The sequence below is a fragment of the Streptomyces sp. NBC_00234 genome (genome assembly GCF_036195325.1).
Classification (GTDB): Bacteria; Actinomycetota; Actinomycetes; order Streptomycetales; family Streptomycetaceae; genus Streptomyces.
On record NZ_CP108101.1, the window covers coordinates 4,803,789 to 4,821,473 of the forward strand.

The following is a 17,685-nucleotide window of genomic DNA, read 5'->3' on the forward strand; positions in this document are numbered from 1 at the left end:
CCCCGACTGGACATCAGTGTGGCACTTGGCTACACTGACCCTTTGCGCTGCCTGTTAGCTGCCTCCTGCCCGTCACCAGGGGCATGCCCAATCTTGAGCACCGTTGGCCGATCCTCCCTGACCTGGGATTTCTGTCTCCGTGTCCAACTTGGGACCGGTACGCGCGTAGTGAGTCCGAGCCCTCGGAAGGACCCCCTCTTGGCCGCCTCGCGCAACGCCTCGACCGCGAATACGAACAACGGCGCCAGCACCGCCCCGCTGCGCATCTCTTTTGCAAAGATCAAGGAGCCCCTCGAGGTTCCGAACCTCCTCGCGCTGCAGACCGAGAGCTTTGACTGGCTCCTCGGCAATGCCGCCTGGAAGGCTCGCGTCGAGGCTGCTCTGGACAGTGGACAAGACGTCCCCACCAAGTCCGGCCTGGAGGAAATCTTCGAGGAGATTTCACCGATCGAGGACTTCTCCGGGTCGATGTCGCTTACGTTCCGCGACCACCGCTTCGAGCCCCCGAAGAACTCGATCGACGAGTGCAAGGAGCGCGACTTCACGTTCGCCGCGCCGCTCTTCGTCACGGCCGAGTTCACCAACAACGAGACCGGCGAGATCAAGTCCCAGACGGTCTTCATGGGCGACTTCCCGCTCATGACCAACAAGGGCACCTTCGTCATCAACGGCACCGAGCGTGTCGTCGTGTCGCAGCTGGTCCGCTCGCCGGGTGTCTACTTCGACTCCTCGATCGACAAGACGTCCGACAAGGACATCTTCTCCGCGAAGATCATCCCGTCCCGGGGTGCCTGGCTGGAGATGGAGATCGACAAGCGCGACATGGTCGGTGTCCGCATCGACCGCAAGCGCAAGCAGTCCGTGACCGTACTCCTGAAGGCTCTCGGTTGGACCACCGAGCAGATCCTCGAGGAGTTCGGCGAGTACGAGTCCATGCGCGCCACCCTGGAGAAGGACCACACCCAGGGCCAGGACGACGCGCTCCTCGACATCTACCGCAAGCTGCGCCCGGGCGAGCCGCCCACGCGCGAGGCTGCTCAGACGCTGCTCGAGAACCTCTACTTCAACCCGAAGCGCTACGACCTCGCGAAGGTCGGCCGCTACAAGGTGAACAAGAAGCTCGGCGCGGATGAGCCGCTCGACGCCGGTGTTCTCACCAGCGACGACATCATCGCGACCATCAAGTACCTGGTGAAGCTGCACGCCGGGGAGCTCGAGACCGTCGGCGAGTCCGGCCGGACGATCGTCGTCGAGACCGACGACATCGACCACTTCGGCAACCGTCGTCTGCGTAACGTCGGCGAGCTCATCCAGAACCAGGTCCGTACGGGTCTGGCTCGTATGGAGCGCGTCGTGCGTGAGCGCATGACGACCCAGGACGTCGAGGCGATCACGCCGCAGACCCTGATCAACATCCGGCCGGTCGTCGCCTCCATCAAGGAGTTCTTCGGCACCAGCCAGCTGTCGCAGTTCATGGACCAGAACAACCCGCTGTCGGGTCTCACCCACAAGCGCCGCCTGTCGGCTCTTGGCCCGGGTGGTCTGTCCCGTGAGCGGGCCGGCTTCGAGGTCCGTGACGTGCACCCGTCCCACTACGGACGCATGTGCCCGATCGAGACCCCTGAAGGCCCGAACATCGGTCTGATCGGTTCGCTCGCCTCGTACGGACGCGTCAACGCGTTCGGTTTCATCGAGACGCCGTACCGCAAGGTCGTCGACGGTCAGGTCACCGACGAGGTCGACTACATCACGGCCGACGAGGAAGACCGTTACGTCATCGCCCAGGCGAACGCGACGCTCTCCGACGAGCTGCGCTTCACCGAGCCCCGTGTCCTGGTCCGCCGTCGTGGCGGAGAGGTCGACTACGTGCCCGGCACGGACGTCGACTACATGGACGTCTCGCCGCGCCAGATGGTGTCCGTCGCCACCGCGATGATCCCCTTCCTGGAGCACGACGACGCCAACCGTGCCCTCATGGGCGCGAACATGATGCGGCAGGCGGTGCCGCTCATCAAGTCCGAGGCGCCGCTCGTCGGCACCGGCATGGAGTACCGCTGCGCCACCGACGCCGGTGACGTGCTCAAGGCCGAGAAGGACGGTGTGGTCCAGGAGGTCTCCGCGGACTACATCACGGTCACGAACGACGACGGCACGTACACCACGTACCGCATCGCCAAGTTCATGCGCTCCAACCAGGGCACCTCGGTCAACCAGAAGGTTGTCGTCTCCGAGGGCGACCGGGTCGTCGCCGAGCAGGTGCTCGCCGACGGACCGGCCACCGAGAACGGTGAGATGGCCCTGGGCAAGAACCTGCTCGTGGCGTTCATGCCGTGGGAGGGTCACAACTACGAGGACGCGATCATCCTGTCGCAGCGCCTCGTGCAGGACGACGTCCTCTCCTCGATCCACATCGAGGAGCACGAGGTCGACGCCCGTGACACCAAGCTCGGCCCGGAGGAGATCACCCGGGACATCCCGAACGTCTCCGAAGAGGTCCTCGCGGACCTCGACGAGCGCGGCATCATCCGTATCGGTGCCGAGGTCACGGCCGGTGACATCCTCGTCGGCAAGGTCACGCCCAAGGGTGAGACCGAGCTGACGCCGGAGGAGCGTCTGCTCCGCGCGATCTTCGGTGAGAAGGCGCGCGAGGTGCGCGACACCTCGCTGAAGGTGCCGCACGGCGAGATCGGCAAGATCATCGGCGTCCGCGTCTTCGACCGCGAAGAGGGCGACGAGCTGCCGCCGGGCGTGAACCAGCTGGTTCGCGTCTACGTCGCGCAGAAGCGCAAGATCACCGATGGTGACAAGCTCGCCGGCCGTCACGGCAACAAGGGCGTCATCTCGAAGATCCTGCCGATCGAGGACATGCCGTTCCTGGAGGACGGCACCCCGGTCGACATCATCCTCAACCCGCTGGGTGTCCCGTCCCGAATGAACCCGGGACAGGTCCTGGAGATCCACCTCGGCTGGCTCGCCAGCCGCGGATGGGACGTCTCCGGCCTCGGTGACGAGTGGGCCCAGCGCCTGCAGGCCATCGGCGCCGACCAGGTCGCCCCCGGCACCAACGTCGCCACCCCGGTCTTCGACGGTGCCCGTGAGGACGAGATCACCGGCCTCTTCCAGGCCACGATCCCGAACCGCGACGGTGACCGGCTGGTCCAGCCCTCGGGCAAGGCCAACCTGTTCGACGGCCGCTCCGGCGAGCCGTTCCCGGACCCGGTTTCGGTCGGGTACATGTACATCCTCAAGCTGCACCACCTCGTCGACGACAAGCTCCACGCTCGTTCGACGGGTCCGTACTCCATGATCACCCAGCAGCCGCTGGGTGGTAAGGCTCAGTTCGGTGGACAGCGATTCGGTGAGATGGAGGTGTGGGCACTCGAGGCTTATGGCGCTGCTTACGCCCTCCAGGAACTGCTGACCATCAAGTCCGACGACGTGACCGGCCGCGTGAAGGTCTACGAGGCCATCGTCAAGGGCGAGAACATCCCCGAACCCGGCATTCCCGAGTCCTTCAAGGTGCTCATCAAGGAAATGCAGTCGCTCTGCCTCAACGTGGAGGTGCTGTCCTCGGACGGCATGTCCATCGAGATGCGCGACACGGACGAGGACGTCTTCCGCGCTGCGGAAGAGCTCGGTATCGACCTGTCCCGGCGCGAGCCGAGCAGCGTCGAAGAGGTCTGACGGGCCTGGCCGGGGCCTCCTCGTGAGGCCCCGGCCGCCCCGGACCGTTCAGACCATGTTTGACACTCGACCCTGAAAGAGGGATTGACGACAAGTGCTCGACGTCAACTTCTTCGACGAGCTGCGGATCGGCCTTGCCACCGCGGACGACATCCGGACCTGGTCGCACGGCGAAGTGAAGAAGCCGGAGACCATCAACTACCGCACGCTCAAGCCCGAAAAGGACGGACTCTTCTGCGAGAAGATCTTCGGTCCGACCCGGGACTGGGAGTGCTACTGCGGCAAGTACAAGCGTGTCCGCTTCAAGGGCATCATCTGTGAGCGCTGCGGCGTCGAGGTCACTCGCGCCAAGGTGCGTCGTGAGCGGATGGGCCACATCGAGCTTGCCGCTCCCGTCACCCACATCTGGTACTTCAAGGGCGTCCCGTCGCGTCTCGGCTACCTGCTTGATCTCGCTCCGAAGGACCTCGAGAAGGTCATCTACTTCGCCGCGTACATGATCACGTTCGTGGACGAGGAGCGCCGCACGCGTGACCTGCCCTCGCTGGAGGCGCACGTCTCCGTCGAGCGTCAGCAGGTCGAGAACCGTCGCGACTCCGACCTCGAGAACCGCGCCAAGAAGCTCGAGACCGACCTGGCCGAGCTCGAGGCCGAGGGCGCCAAGGCCGACGTACGCCGCAAGGTGCGCGAAGGTGCCGAGCGTGAGATGAAGCAGCTGCGCGACCGTGCGCAGCGCGAGATCGACCGCCTCGACGAGGTGTGGAGCCGCTTCAAGAACCTCAAGGTCCAGGACCTCGAGGGCGACGAGCTGCTCTACCGCGAGCTGCGTGACCGCTTCGGCACGTACTTCGACGGCTGCATGGGTGCCGCTGCTCTGCAGAAGCGCCTCGAGTCGTTCGACCTCGACGAGGAGGCCGAGCGCCTCCGCGAGATCATCCGTACCGGCAAGGGCCAGAAGAAGACCCGTGCGCTCAAGCGCCTCAAGGTCGTCTCCGCGTTCCTGCAGACCAGCAACAAGCCCAAGGGCATGGTGCTCGACTGCGTGCCGGTCATCCCGCCGGACCTGCGTCCGATGGTGCAGCTGGACGGTGGCCGCTTCGCGACCTCCGACCTGAACGACCTGTACCGCCGTGTGATCAACCGCAACAACCGCCTCAAGCGTCTCCTTGACCTCGGTGCCCCCGAGATCATCGTGAACAACGAGAAGCGGATGCTGCAGGAGGCCGTCGACGCGCTGTTCGACAACGGCCGCCGCGGTCGCCCGGTCACCGGTCCCGGTAACCGTCCCCTGAAGTCCCTGAGCGACATGCTCAAGGGCAAGCAGGGTCGATTCCGTCAGAACCTTCTCGGTAAGCGTGTGGACTACTCCGCGCGTTCCGTGATCGTCGTCGGCCCGCAGCTGAAGCTGCACCAGTGCGGTCTGCCCAAGGCCATGGCGCTGGAGCTCTTCAAGCCGTTCGTGATGAAGCGCCTGGTCGACCTGAACCACGCGCAGAACATCAAGAGCGCGAAGCGCATGGTCGAGCGCGGCCGCACGGTCGTCTACGACGTGCTGGAAGAGGTCATCGCCGAGCACCCGGTTCTCCTGAACCGTGCGCCGACGCTGCACCGCCTCGGCATCCAGGCGTTCGAGCCGCAGCTCGTCGAGGGCAAGGCCATCCAGATCCACCCGCTCGTCTGCACCGCGTTCAACGCGGACTTCGACGGTGACCAGATGGCCGTGCACCTGCCGCTCTCCGCGGAGGCGCAGGCCGAGGCCCGCATCCTGATGCTGTCCTCGAACAACATCCTGAAGCCGGCCGACGGTCGTCCCGTCACCATGCCTACGCAGGACATGGTGCTGGGTCTGTTCTTCCTGACCACCGACGGCGAGCTCCGTGACACCAAGGGCGAGGGCCGCGCGTTCGGCTCCACGGCCGAGGCGATCATGGCGTTCGACGCCGGCGAGCTGGCGCTGCAGTCGCCCGTCGACATCCGCTTCCCGGTGGGCACCATCCCGCCGCGTGGCTGGGTGCCGCCGGTCGCCGAAGAGGGCGAGCCCGAGTACCAGCCGGGTGACACCTTCCGGCTGCGGACGAGCCTGGGCCGCGCGCTCTTCAACGAGCTGCTGCCCGAGGACTACCCGTTCGTCGACTACTCCGTCGGCAAGAAGCAGCTCTCCGAGATCGTCAACGACCTCGCCGAGCGCTACCCCAAGGTCATCGTGGCGGCGACGCTCGACAACCTGAAGGCGGCGGGCTTCCACTGGGCCACCCGTTCCGGCGTCACCGTCGCCGTTTCGGACATCGTCGTCCCCGAGGCCAAGAAGGCCATCGTCAAGGGCTACGAGGACCAGGACGAGAAGGTCCAGAAGCAGTACGAGCGCGGTCTGATCACCAAGGACGAGCGCACGCAGGAGCTCATCGCGATCTGGACCAAGGCGACCAACGAGGTTGCCGAGGCGATGAACGCGAACTTCCCCAAGACGAACCCCATCTTCATGATGGTTGACTCGGGTGCCCGAGGAAACATGATGCAGATGCGTCAGATCGCCGGTATGCGTGGTCTGGTGTCCAACGCCAAGAACGAGACGATTCCTCGTCCCATCAAGGCGTCCTTCCGTGAGGGCCTCACCGTTCTGGAGTACTTCATCTCCACGCACGGTGCCCGTAAGGGTCTGGCGGACACCGCCCTGCGTACCGCCGACTCGGGTTACCTGACCCGTCGTCTGGTGGACGTCTCGCAGGACGTGATCATTCGCGAGGAGGACTGCGGCACCGACCGTGGCCTCAAGCTGAAGATCGCGGTCAAGGGCGCCGACGGCGTGCTCCGCAAGACGGACGACGTCGAGACCTCGGTCTACGCCCGCATGCTCGCCGAGGACGTCGTCGTCGACGGCAAGGTCATCGCGCCTGCCAACGTCGACCTCGGTGACGTCCTGATCGACGCCCTGGTGGGCGCCGGCGTCGAGGAGGTCAAGACCCGTTCGGTCCTGACCTGTGAGTCCGCGGTCGGCACCTGTGCCTTCTGCTACGGACGCTCGCTCGCCACCGGCAAGCTGGTCGACATCGGTGAGGCGGTCGGCATCATCGCCGCCCAGTCCATCGGTGAGCCCGGTACCCAGCTGACGATGCGTACCTTCCACACCGGTGGTGTGGCCGGTGACGACATCACGCAGGGTCTGCCGCGTGTCGTCGAGCTCTTCGAGGCCCGTACGCCCAAGGGTGTCGCCCCGATCTCGGAGGCGGCAGGCCGCGTCCGGATCGAGGAGACCGAGAAGACCAAGAAGCTCGTCGTCACCCCGGACGACGGCAGCGAGGAGACGGCGTTCCCGATCTCCAAGCGTGCCCGTCTCCTGGTCGGCGAGGGCGACCCGGTCGCGGTGGGCCAGAAGCTCACCGTCGGTGCCACCAACCCGCACGACGTGCTGCGGATCCTCGGTCAGCGCGCGGTCCAGGTCCACCTGGTCGGCGAAGTCCAGAAGGTCTACAACTCGCAGGGTGTGTCGATCCACGACAAGCACATCGAGATCATCATCCGGCAGATGCTGCGCCGCGTGACGATCATCGAGTCCGGCGACGCGGAGCTGCTGCCGGGCGAGCTCGTCGAGCGCTCGAAGTTCGAGGTCGAGAACCGTCGTGTGGTCACCGAGGGCGGTCACCCCGCCTCCGGCCGTCCGCAGCTGATGGGTATCACCAAGGCGTCGCTGGCCACCGAGTCGTGGCTGTCGGCGGCGTCCTTCCAGGAGACGACCAGGGTCCTGACCGACGCGGCGATCAACGCCAAGTCGGACTCCCTGATCGGCCTCAAGGAGAACGTCATCATCGGTAAGCTCATCCCGGCCGGTACGGGTCTCTCCCGCTACCGCAACATCCGGGTCGAGCCGACCGAGGAAGCCAAGGCCGCTATGTACTCGGCCGTCGGCTACGACGACATCGACTACTCGCCGTTCGGCACGGGCTCCGGCCAGGCCGTTCCGCTGGAGGACTACGACTACGGTCCGTACAACCAGTAAGCGAGTCGTTCCACGACCGCAGGGCGGTCACCCCGTTTCGTACGGGGTGGCCGCCCTGCGGCGTATTCCGGGGCCGGCGTCCGGCGGCGTGCCGTCGTGACGGCCTTCTGCCGGTGCTCTGCGAGGTCGCGGCCGTGCGGTCCGCCGTGCGGGGCCGACCCGGGCGGGGGAGTGGTGCTGTGCCGCTCGTACGGGACCGGCCCGGTCCCGGCGCGCTGTGGTGGACAGCATTTGTTTTGACCGGAGTCCGTGAGGTAGGTACGCTCAAGCCTTGTGCCTGGGGTGTGCCTGGGCTCGGGTGCGTGTCCTCAACCGCATCGCGAGTCCGTAAGTGGCCGCCGCAATCTGCGCTTTTCCTGCCCTCGGGCAGGAGCTTGCAGTATTCGACACACCCGACCGCGTGGGTCGGAGATGTTCCAGGTTAGTTTCAACGAACGGCACACAGAAACCGGAGAAGTAGTGCCTACGATCCAGCAGCTGGTCCGGAAGGGCCGGCAGGACAAGGTCGAGAAGAACAAGACGCCCGCGCTCGAGGGTTCGCCCCAGCGTCGTGGCGTCTGCACGCGTGTGTTCACGACCACCCCGAAGAAGCCGAACTCGGCGCTCCGTAAGGTCGCGCGTGTGCGTCTGACCTCCGGTATCGAGGTCACGGCCTACATCCCGGGTGAGGGACACAACCTGCAGGAGCACTCCATCGTGCTCGTGCGTGGTGGCCGTGTGAAGGACCTGCCGGGTGTTCGCTACAAGATCATCCGCGGCTCGCTCGACACCCAGGGTGTCAAGAACCGCAAGCAGGCCCGAAGCCGCTACGGCGCCAAGAAGGAGAAGTAAGAATGCCTCGTAAGGGCCCCGCCCCGAAGCGCCCGGTCATCATCGACCCGGTCTACAGCTCTCCTCTTGTCACCTCGCTGATCAACAAGATCCTCCTCGACGGCAAGCGTTCCACCGCCGAGCGGATCGTGTACGGCGCCATGGAAGGCCTCCGCGAGAAGACCGGCGCTGACCCGGTCATCACGCTGAAGCGCGCGCTTGAGAACGTCAAGCCCTCGCTCGAGGTCAAGTCCCGCCGTGTCGGTGGCGCCACCTACCAGGTGCCGATCGAGGTCAAGCCCGGTCGTGCCGCCACCCTCTCGCTGCGCTGGATCGTGGGTTACTCCCGCGCCCGTCGCGAGAAGACGATGACCGAGCGGCTCATGAACGAGCTGCTCGACGCCTCCAACGGTCTTGGCGCTGCCGTCAAGAAGCGCGAGGACACCCACAAGATGGCCGAGTCGAACAAGGCCTTCGCGCACTACCGCTGGTAGTCGCTTACCCCATCGAGACCGAGAGAAGATTGAGCCTTATGGCCACCACTTCGCTTGACCTGGCCAAGGTCCGCAACATTGGGATCATGGCCCACATCGACGCGGGCAAGACGACCACCACCGAGCGGATCCTCTTCTACACCGGTGTGAGCTACAAGATCGGTGAAGTCCACGACGGCGCTGCCACGATGGACTGGATGGAGCAGGAGCAGGAGCGCGGCATCACGATCACGTCTGCCGCGACGACCTGTCACTGGCCGCTCAATGAGGTTGATCACACGATCAACATCATTGACACCCCCGGTCACGTCGACTTCACCGTCGAGGTGGAGCGTTCGCTCCGCGTCCTCGACGGTGCCGTCACCGTGTTCGACGGTGTGGCGGGCGTCGAGCCCCAGTCGGAGACTGTCTGGCGTCAGGCGGACCGCTACGGCGTGCCGCGTATCTGCTTCGTCAACAAGCTCGACCGCACCGGCGCGGAGTTCCACCGCTGCGTCGACATGATCATCGACCGCCTCGGTGCGGTTCCGCTGGTCATGCAGCTTCCCATCGGCGCCGAAGCCGACTTCAAGGGCGTCGTCGACCTCGTGACGATGAAGGCCTTTGTCTGGTCGGAAGAGGCCGCCAAGGGCGAGATGTACGACACTGTCGACATCCCGGACACCCACGTCGAGGCAGCCGAGGAGTGGCGCGGCAAGCTGCTCGAGGCCGTCTCCGAGAACGACGACGAGATGATGGAGCTGTACCTGGAGGGCGTCGAGCCTTCCGTGGACCAGCTCTACGCGGCGATCCGCCGTATCACCCTCGCGTCGAAGGGTTCGGCCGACTCCGTCACCGTCACCCCGGTGTTCTGTGGCACGGCGTTCAAGAACAAGGGCGTCCAGCCCCTGCTCGACGCGGTCGTCCGCTACCTGCCTTCTCCCCTGGACGTCGAGGCCATTGAGGGCCACGACGTCAAGGACCCGGAGAAGGTCGTCAAGCGTCAGCCGTCGGACGACGAGCCGTTCTCCGGCCTGGCGTTCAAGATCGCGAGCGACCCGCACCTGGGCAAGCTCACCTTCGTCCGGATCTACTCCGGTCGCCTCGAGGCCGGCACCGCGGTGCTGAACTCGGTCAAGGGCAAGAAGGAGCGCATCGGGAAGATCTACCGTATGCACGCGAACAAGCGTGAGGAGATCCCCTCGGTGGGCGCCGGTGACATCGTCGCCGTCATGGGCCTGAAGCAGACCACCACCGGTGAGACGCTGTGTGACGACAAGAGCCCGGTCATCCTGGAGTCCATGGACTTCCCGGCCCCGGTCATCCAGGTCGCCATCGAGCCCAAGTCCAAGGGTGACCAGGAGAAGCTGGGTGTCGCCATCCAGCGCCTCTCGGAGGAGGACCCCTCCTTCCAGGTGCACTCCGACGAGGAGACCGGCCAGACCATCATCGGTGGTATGGGCGAGCTTCACCTCGAGGTGCTCGTCGACCGCATGAGGCGCGAGTTCCGCGTCGAGGCGAACGTCGGCAAGCCGCAGGTCGCTTACCGCGAGACGATCCGCAAGACCGTCGAGCGCATTGACTACACGCACAAGAAGCAGACTGGTGGTACCGGCCAGTTCGCGAAGGTGCAGATCGCCCTCGAGCCCATCGAGGGTGGCGACTCGTCCTACGAGTTCGTCAACAAGGTCACCGGTGGCCGCATCCCCCGTGAGTACATTCCCTCGGTGGACGCGGGTGCCCAGGAAGCCATGCAGTTCGGCATCCTGGCCGGTTACGAGATGGTCGGCGTCCGCGTCACCCTTCTCGACGGTGGTTACCACGAGGTCGACTCCTCCGAGCTCGCCTTCAAGATCGCCGGTTCGCAGGCGTTCAAGGAGGGTGCTCGCAAGGCGTCCCCCGTGCTTCTCGAGCCGATGATGGCCGTCGAGGTCACCACGCCCGAGGACTACATGGGTGACGTGATCGGCGACCTCAACTCCCGCCGTGGCCAGATCCAGGCCATGGAGGAGCGCAGCGGCGCTCGCGTCGTGAAGGGCCTCGTGCCCCTCTCGGAGATGTTCGGCTACGTCGGAGACCTCCGCAGCAAGACCTCGGGTCGCGCAAGCTACTCGATGCAGTTCGACTCCTACGCCGAGGTTCCGCGGAACGTCGCCGAGGAGATCATCGCGAAGGCCAAGGGCGAGTAACTCTCCCGAGTTGACGCTTTAGGCTTATCACCGGAGCCCGGTGGGGCATTTGACGCGACGCGCGAGCGATGCGGCGAATGCCCCCGGGACCCGGCATCCCAGCAAAGATCACCTGGCGCCGATGAAGCAAGGCGTACAGAACCACTCCGCAGGAGGACCCAGTGGCGAAGGCAAAGTTCGAGCGGACTAAGCCGCACGTCAACATCGGCACCATCGGTCACATTGACCACGGTAAGACGACCCTCACGGCCGCCATTACCAAGGTGCTGCACGACGCGTACCCGGACCTGAACGAGGCCTCGGCCTTCGACCAGATCGACAAGGCGCCGGAAGAGCGCCAGCGTGGTATCACCATCTCCATCGCGCACGTCGAGTACCAGACGGAGTCGCGTCACTACGCGCACGTCGACTGCCCGGGTCACGCTGACTACATCAAGAACATGATCACGGGTGCCGCGCAGATGGACGGCGCGATCCTCGTGGTTGCCGCCACCGACGGCCCGATGCCGCAGACCAAGGAGCACGTGCTCCTGGCCCGCCAGGTCGGCGTCCCCTACATCGTCGTCGCGCTGAACAAGGCCGACATGGTGGACGACGAGGAGATCCTGGAGCTCGTCGAGCTCGAGGTTCGTGAGCTCCTCTCCGAGTACGAGTTCCCGGGCGACGACCTTCCGGTCGTCAAGGTCTCGGCGCTCAAGGCTCTTGAGGGTGACAAGGAGTGGGGCCAGACCGTCCTCGACCTGATGAAGGCCGTCGACGAGTCCATCCCGCAGCCCGAGCGTGACGTCGAGAAGCCGTTCCTCATGCCGATCGAGGACGTCTTCACGATCACCGGTCGTGGCACCGTCGTCACCGGTCGTATCGAGCGTGGTGTCCTGAAGGTCAACGAGACCGTCGACATCGTCGGTATCAAGACCGAGAAGGTCACCACCACGGTCACCGGTATCGAGATGTTCCGCAAGCTGCTCGACGAGGGCCAGGCCGGTGAGAACGTCGGTCTGCTCCTCCGTGGCATCAAGCGCGAGGACGTCGAGCGCGGCCAGGTCATCATCAAGCCGGGTTCGGTCACGCCGCACACCGAGTTCGAGGCGCAGTCCTACATCCTGTCGAAGGACGAGGGTGGCCGTCACACCCCGTTCTTCAACAACTACCGCCCGCAGTTCTACTTCCGTACCACGGACGTAACGGGCGTTGTGACCCTTCCCGAGGGCACCGAGATGGTCATGCCGGGCGACAACACCCTCATGAACGTCTCGCTGATCCAGCCCGTCGCCATGGAAGAGGGCCTGAAGTTCGCCATCCGTGAGGGTGGCCGGACCGTGGGCGCCGGCCAGGTCACCAAGATCGTCAAGTAATTACCTGACTGTCTGACCTGGTAGCTCCGCACAGAGCACCAAGGAGGGCCCCGGCCCGCCGCGCAAGCGGTGGACCGGGGCCCTTCTGCATGCCCGGGCGGGGCCGTGACCTATGCGGGCCGCCAGATCCAGGGCAGCGCGTCCGGCCCCAGGCCCACGACAGCCGGTCTGCCGTCGGCCCCGAGGTGGAGCGCGGCCCCGTCGAGGGCCGCGGGCCCCTGGTCACGTACGTGGAGTCCGCGGCCGGTACGGAGCTGGACCAGGCCCCCCGCCGTACGGCCGAGCAGCACCGGGCCGAGGGGGGAGGCGGCGGCGGTGACGGGCCCGTACCCGTCGAAGTCGCTCCGCTCCACGACGGCTCCCCGGCGCACGGCCGTCAGCCCGGGCTCCGCCTGTGCGCGGTAGTACACCTCGACGGACCCGTCCTCGGCCGTGAGCGCGGCCGGCGCCACACCGGGCACCGGCGCCCCGTCGAGCTGGGTGCGGGCGGTCAGCGCCTCGCCCGGCGCGTCCTGCGTCCAGTGGTGCACCGCGTGATGGCCCGCCGCGAAGACATGGACCCGTCCCGCTCCGTCGACCGCGGCGGCGAGGCCGTCCTGGACCTGCCCGCCGCCGGTGTCGCGCCACCCGCTCCACCGCCCCGACCTGCCCCGTACCCGGGTACTGACACCGCCCTCGGCGTTCCGTACGAAGAGGTGGACCCGCCCGTCGGGGGCCGCGAGGGCGACCGGGACGCCGATCCGGCGACCGTGGTCCCGTCCCCGGGCCGGATTGCCGAGCCCCCGCCAGGGCAGGAACCCGCCGCCGGGGGAGCGCTGCTCCAGCAGCACGATCTCGCGCTCGTTGTCGCTGCCGTGCCCGCCGAGCGCCGCGAAACGCAGCCCGAACAGCAGCTGCCTGCCGTCGGCGAGGACCGCCGAGCCGAGTACGGGGGCGAGCGGACCGCCACCGAGATCGTCGGGGCGGTCCCAGATCCCGCTGCCGGGAGCACTCTCGCGCCGGCGGACGGCCCGCAGGCCGAGCACGCCGTACGCCACGAGCCGCCCGTCCGGTTCGGAGGCGAGGACGGTCCTGGCTCCCGGGTAGCGGTGGTGGGTGGAGCGGACCCAGCCCTTCCGGTTGGTCAGCGGACGGTCGCCGCCCACGTTGTAGTCCCCGCAGCCCGCCGGGTTGCCGCACTCCCAGTCGGGGGAGCCGCCGTACGGGACGAGATGGCCGGCCTTCCGGGCGAGCACGGCGGGCGGGAGGTTCTTGGGCCAGTGGCGGTTGTAGTAGCCGCGGAAAGAGGTGGCCACGAAGGCCGGCACAGTGCTGCCGCTCCGGGTCGTCCGGGCCGCCCAGCGGATCATGGCCGCCCAGGCGAAGCAGGCCGCCGCGGTGTGGTCGGCGTGGTCGGAGTAGCCGCGCTGCTCGCTGTCGCGCCGGCGCGCCGCCTCGGTGCTGTGCTGGATGTCCGGGTCGGGGTCCAGGGTGTGGACGACGGTCGGCCGGTACTGCTCCAGCAGTCCTGCGAGTACGTCGACGAGGCTCTCGTAGGTGTACGAACCCGCCCTGCCCAGAGGGGAGTTGTCGGCGACGACGGTGCGCAGGACGCGGTGCCGGTCGTGCCAGAGGCTCGGCAGTCCGAGACGGCCGTGCGAGGTGTGCATCGCCGTGTTGAGGAAGATCAGCTCGACCCGGCGGACGCCGTCGGTCAGGACGTCCGTCTCGGCCCGGTGCCGGCCGTGCAGGTTCACGACGGACCGCTGCCAGGGGGTGAACCGGTCGAGGCCGAGCAGGGCCGCGTACGCCTGCCGGAGTCCCTGCTGGCGGGAGGAGGAGTACGCGGACCGGTCCGGGGCCGGACGCGGCGCACCGGGGATCCTGTTGACGCCGTCGGCCTCACCCGCGGTGAGGTAGACGCAGACCAGGGGCGTCCCGGAATCCAGGGTCTGCCGGGCGTCGGGGTTCATGAAGTACAGATCGTCGTCCGGATGGGCGAGTACCTGCATCAGCCGGGCCCGCCCGGAGGCGCTGATGGGGAGGCCCGGAGCCGGATTCGGCATCGGGTTACGGCGCCGGGGGGCCGGTACGGAGCAGGCGGTCAGCGCCACCAGCCCGGTGGCCGCCATCACCGCCGTCCGCCGTCGCACTCCGACTGTGGGCAGAGCAGGTCGATCCGTCACGCCGCGCACCCTTCGCGTTCCGCTTCCCCCGCAGCGGGCGTATGGGTGCCCTGAACTGCGTACCACCGCTTCCACGCAGGTCACGGCCGGTCGGGCCGTTCCCGCGAGGGAGTAGACGGACGCGGGGGCGTCAGGGTTGCCCGGCTCAGCGGGCGGGCCGGCGGACCATGAAGACGTCGACGGGGTCCTCGGACTCCAGGACGAAGCCGTGGCGCTCGTACAGACGCCTGGCCGCGCTGCCCTGGAGCACGTCGAGGCGTACGGGGGCGCCCTCGGCGTCCGTACGGGCGAGCAGGGCGCCGAGGACGGCGGAACCGAGCCCGTGGCCCTGGTGGGCGGGGGAGAGGTAGAAGTGCTCCAGCCAGTGCCCGTCCAGGTGCGGGCGCAGGGCGACGCACCCGGCGAAGGAGCCGTCGGCCAGGACGACGGAGGTGTGCTCGGCGCAGAACGCGTCCCGCAGCCGCTGCCGTACACGGTGGTCGTCGTAGCGGCCCAGGCGCTCCAGGTCGGGGCGCATCACGACGGCCCGGAGCTCGGCGATCGCCTCGACGTCCGCAGGCTCCGCGGGGCGCAGGGTCCAGGTCGGCCGCGTGTTCGTTTCCATGGCGGGAGTCTCGCAGGGCCGCGTGGAGGCGCCTCAGGCCGGCCGGGAACGTGCCCGCGTTTGACCATCCGACCACGGGGGGTAAGATCCTCCGCCCGATTGGCCAGGCCTGCGACCCGTATGGCACACTAGCCAGGTTGCTCGGTTGAGTGTCAATGCTGCGCGCCTCCCGCCGGGAGGACCGGAAGCGAGTCCCACGGTACTCGTCGACCCCATGCGGGTCGGACGTACGGGAATCTTTCGGGAAGTTCAGCAGGGCGCCGATCAGGCACCCGGTGGGTGTTCCGCCCCCGGTTCGCGAGGTCTCAGGCCCGCACCCCCTTGGTTGGGATTTCCTTCGGGAGATTTTCGTAGAGGGGATGCGACACGCCCGACCGCGTGGGTCGGAGACGGAGTTACGAGAACCCCCGGGTTCCAGAGCGTTATGAGAGACAGGACTACTAGTAGCCATGGCGGGACAGAAGATCCGCATCCGGCTCAAGGCCTACGACCACGAGGTCATCGACTCCTCGGCGAAGAAGATCGTCGAGACGGTGACCCGCACTGGTGCGTCGGTCGCGGGCCCGGTGCCGCTGCCCACTGAGAAGAACGTGTACTGCGTCATCAAGTCGCCGCACAAGTACAAGGACTCTCGCGAGCACTTCGAGATGCGCACGCACAAGCGCCTCATCGACATTCTCGACCCCACGCCGAAGACGGTTGACTCGCTGATGCGCCTCGACCTGCCGGCTGGCGTCGACATCGAGATCAAGCTCTGAGGGGACGGGCCGAGATGAGCAAGAACATCAAGGGCGTCCTGGGCGAGAAGCTCGGCATGACCCAGGTCTGGGACGAGAACAACCGGGTTGTCCCGGTGACCGTCGTCAAGGCCGGGCCGTGCGTCGTGACGCAGGTTCGTACGAACGACAGCGACGGCTACGAGTCGGTCCAGATCGCCTTCGGCGAGATCGACCCGCGCAAGGTGAACAAGCCCCTCAAGGGCCACTTCGCCAAGGCCGACGTGACCCCCCGCCGCCACCTGGTGGAGCTCCGCACCCCTGACTCCAGCGAGTACACGCTGGGCCAGGAGATCACTGCCGAGGTGTTCGAGTCCGGCGTCAAGGTTGACGTCACGGGCAAGAGCAAGGGCAAGGGCTTCGCCGGTGTCATGAAGCGTCACAACTTCAAGGGCCTCGGCGCCGGCCACGGCGTCCAGCGCAAGCACCGTTCCCCCGGTTCGATCGGTGGCTGCGCCACCCCTGGGCGTGTCTTCAAGGGCATGCGCATGGCCGGCCGGATGGGTAACGAGCGCGTCACCACCCAGAACCTGACCATCCACGCGGTTGACGCGGAGAAGGGTCTGCTGCTCATCAAGGGCGCAGTCCCCGGTCCGAACGGCGGCCTCGTCCTGGTCCGTACCGCGGCCAAGGGGGCTTGAGGTAATGAGCACCATTGACATCCTTTCGCCGGCAGGCGACAAGGCCGGTACCGTCGAGCTCCCTGCGGAGATCTTCGACGCGAAGACCAGCGTTCCGCTGATCCACCAGGTCGTTGTCGCACAGCTGGCAGCTGCCCGTCAGGGCACGCACAAGACCAAGCGTCGCGGCGAAGTCCGTGGTGGTGGCCGCAAGCCTTACCGCCAGAAGGGCACCGGCCGCGCGCGCCAGGGTTCGACCCGTGCGCCGCAGTTCGCCGGCGGTGGCGTCGTCCACGGCCCGCAGCCGCGCGACTACTCGCAGCGCACCCCGAAGAAGATGAAGGCCGCCGCCCTGCGCGGTGCCCTCTCCGACCGGGCGCGTCACTCCCGCATCCACGTCGTCACCGGCGTGGTCGAGGGTGGAGTTTCCACGAAGGCCGCCAAGACGCTGTTCGGCAAGATCTCGGAGCGCTCCAACCTGCTCCTGGTCGTCGACCGCGCCGACGAGGCCGCGTGGCTGTCCGCACGCAACCTGCCCCAGGTGCACATCCTGGAGCCGGGCCAGCTGAACACGTACGACGTGATCGTCTCTGACGACGTGGTCTTCACCCAGGCCGCTTTCGAGTCCTTCGTGTCTGGCCCCCAGACCGCTGAGACCGAAGGGAGCGACGCCTGATGAGCGAGGCGACCGTTACCAGCTCGACCATCACGAGCAAGACCTACTCGGACCCGCGTGACGTTCTCGTCAAGCCGGTTGTCTCCGAGAAGAGCTACGCGCTGCTCGACGAGAACAAGTACACGTTCATCGTCGCGCCCGGCTCCAACAAGACCCAGATCAAGCAGGCCGTGGAAGCGGTCTTCTCGGTCAAGGTCACCGGGGTCAACACGATCAACCGGCAGGGTAAGCGCAAGCGGACCAAGACCGGCTTCGGCAAGCGTGCTGACACCAAGCGCGCCATCGTGACCCTTGCCGAGGGCGACCGTATCGACATCTTCGGCGGTCCGACCGCCTAAC

General features: G+C 66.8%; 12 protein-coding genes. 10 read left to right on the forward strand and 2 right to left on the reverse strand.

Annotated features, from left to right (window positions below):
- Positions 1 to 198 precede the first annotated feature (198 nt).
- The 6 genes from rpoB to tuf all read left to right on the forward strand — a co-directional run bounded on the left by rpoB (position 199) and on the right by tuf (position 12,505).
- Positions 199 to 3,684, forward strand: coding sequence for a DNA-directed RNA polymerase subunit beta (rpoB, locus tag OG230_RS21290; RefSeq protein ID WP_328905316.1), 3,486 nt, complete (start codon positions 199 to 201; stop codon positions 3,682 to 3,684).
- Between the two features lie 94 nt (positions 3,685 to 3,778).
- The gene (locus OG230_RS21295) at positions 3,779 to 7,678 is read left to right on the forward strand and encodes a DNA-directed RNA polymerase subunit beta' (RefSeq protein WP_328905317.1); all 3,900 of its coding nucleotides are present in this window, start codon (positions 3,779 to 3,781) and stop codon (positions 7,676 to 7,678) included.
- 459 nt (positions 7,679 to 8,137) lie between these two features.
- Positions 8,138 to 8,509, forward strand: a complete 372-nt coding sequence (rpsL, locus tag OG230_RS21300; protein WP_003948652.1) for a 30S ribosomal protein S12 — start codon at positions 8,138 to 8,140, stop codon at positions 8,507 to 8,509.
- A 2-nt stretch (positions 8,510 to 8,511) separates the two neighbouring features.
- Entirely contained in the window at positions 8,512 to 8,982 is a 471-nt protein-coding gene (rpsG, locus tag OG230_RS21305) for a 30S ribosomal protein S7 (protein WP_014154599.1), read from the forward strand.
- 38 nt (positions 8,983 to 9,020) lie between these two features.
- A complete protein-coding gene (gene fusA, locus OG230_RS21310) occupies positions 9,021 to 11,150 on the forward strand; it encodes an elongation factor G (RefSeq protein WP_328905318.1) in 2,130 nt (709 codons plus the stop codon).
- A gap of 161 nt (positions 11,151 to 11,311) precedes the next feature.
- Positions 11,312 to 12,505 carry an elongation factor Tu gene (tuf, locus tag OG230_RS21315; RefSeq protein ID WP_328905319.1) on the forward strand — a complete coding sequence of 398 codons (1,194 nt, stop codon included), beginning with the start codon at positions 11,312 to 11,314 and terminating at the stop codon, positions 12,503 to 12,505.
- A 110-nt stretch (positions 12,506 to 12,615) separates the two neighbouring features.
- On the opposite strand, the gene OG230_RS21320 is transcribed toward tuf, so the two are convergent.
- Both OG230_RS21320 and OG230_RS21325 read right to left on the reverse strand, forming a co-directional pair.
- The gene (locus tag OG230_RS21320; protein WP_328911478.1) at positions 12,616 to 14,616 is read right to left on the reverse strand and encodes a PIG-L family deacetylase; all 2,001 of its coding nucleotides are present in this window, start codon (positions 14,614 to 14,616) and stop codon (positions 12,616 to 12,618) included.
- 199 nt (positions 14,617 to 14,815) lie between these two features.
- A complete protein-coding gene (locus OG230_RS21325) occupies positions 14,816 to 15,274 on the reverse strand; it encodes a GNAT family N-acetyltransferase (RefSeq protein WP_328905320.1) in 459 nt (152 codons plus the stop codon).
- 449 nt (positions 15,275 to 15,723) lie between these two features.
- Between OG230_RS21325 and rpsJ the strand changes: the two genes are divergently transcribed.
- Genes rpsJ through rplW form a run of 4 tightly spaced genes read left to right on the forward strand, consistent with a single transcriptional unit; the run spans position 15,724 to position 17,684 of the window.
- Positions 15,724 to 16,032 (forward strand): 30S ribosomal protein S10, encoded by a 309-nt coding sequence (gene rpsJ / locus OG230_RS21330; protein WP_003948644.1) that lies wholly within the window; start codon positions 15,724 to 15,726, stop codon positions 16,030 to 16,032.
- Positions 16,033 to 16,046: 14 nt separating this feature from the next.
- Positions 16,047 to 16,691: a 50S ribosomal protein L3 gene (rplC, locus tag OG230_RS21335; protein ID WP_328905321.1), complete on the forward strand. Its 645-nt coding sequence runs from the start codon at positions 16,047 to 16,049 to the stop codon at positions 16,689 to 16,691.
- A gap of 4 nt (positions 16,692 to 16,695) precedes the next feature.
- Positions 16,696 to 17,346: a 50S ribosomal protein L4 gene (gene rplD / locus OG230_RS21340; RefSeq protein WP_328905322.1), complete on the forward strand. Its 651-nt coding sequence runs from the start codon at positions 16,696 to 16,698 to the stop codon at positions 17,344 to 17,346.
- Positions 17,346 to 17,684, forward strand: a complete 339-nt coding sequence (rplW, locus tag OG230_RS21345) for a 50S ribosomal protein L23 (protein WP_328905323.1) — start codon at positions 17,346 to 17,348, stop codon at positions 17,682 to 17,684. Before rplD ends, rplW begins: the two co-directional genes overlap by 1 nt.
- Position 17,685: the final 1 nt, after the last annotated feature.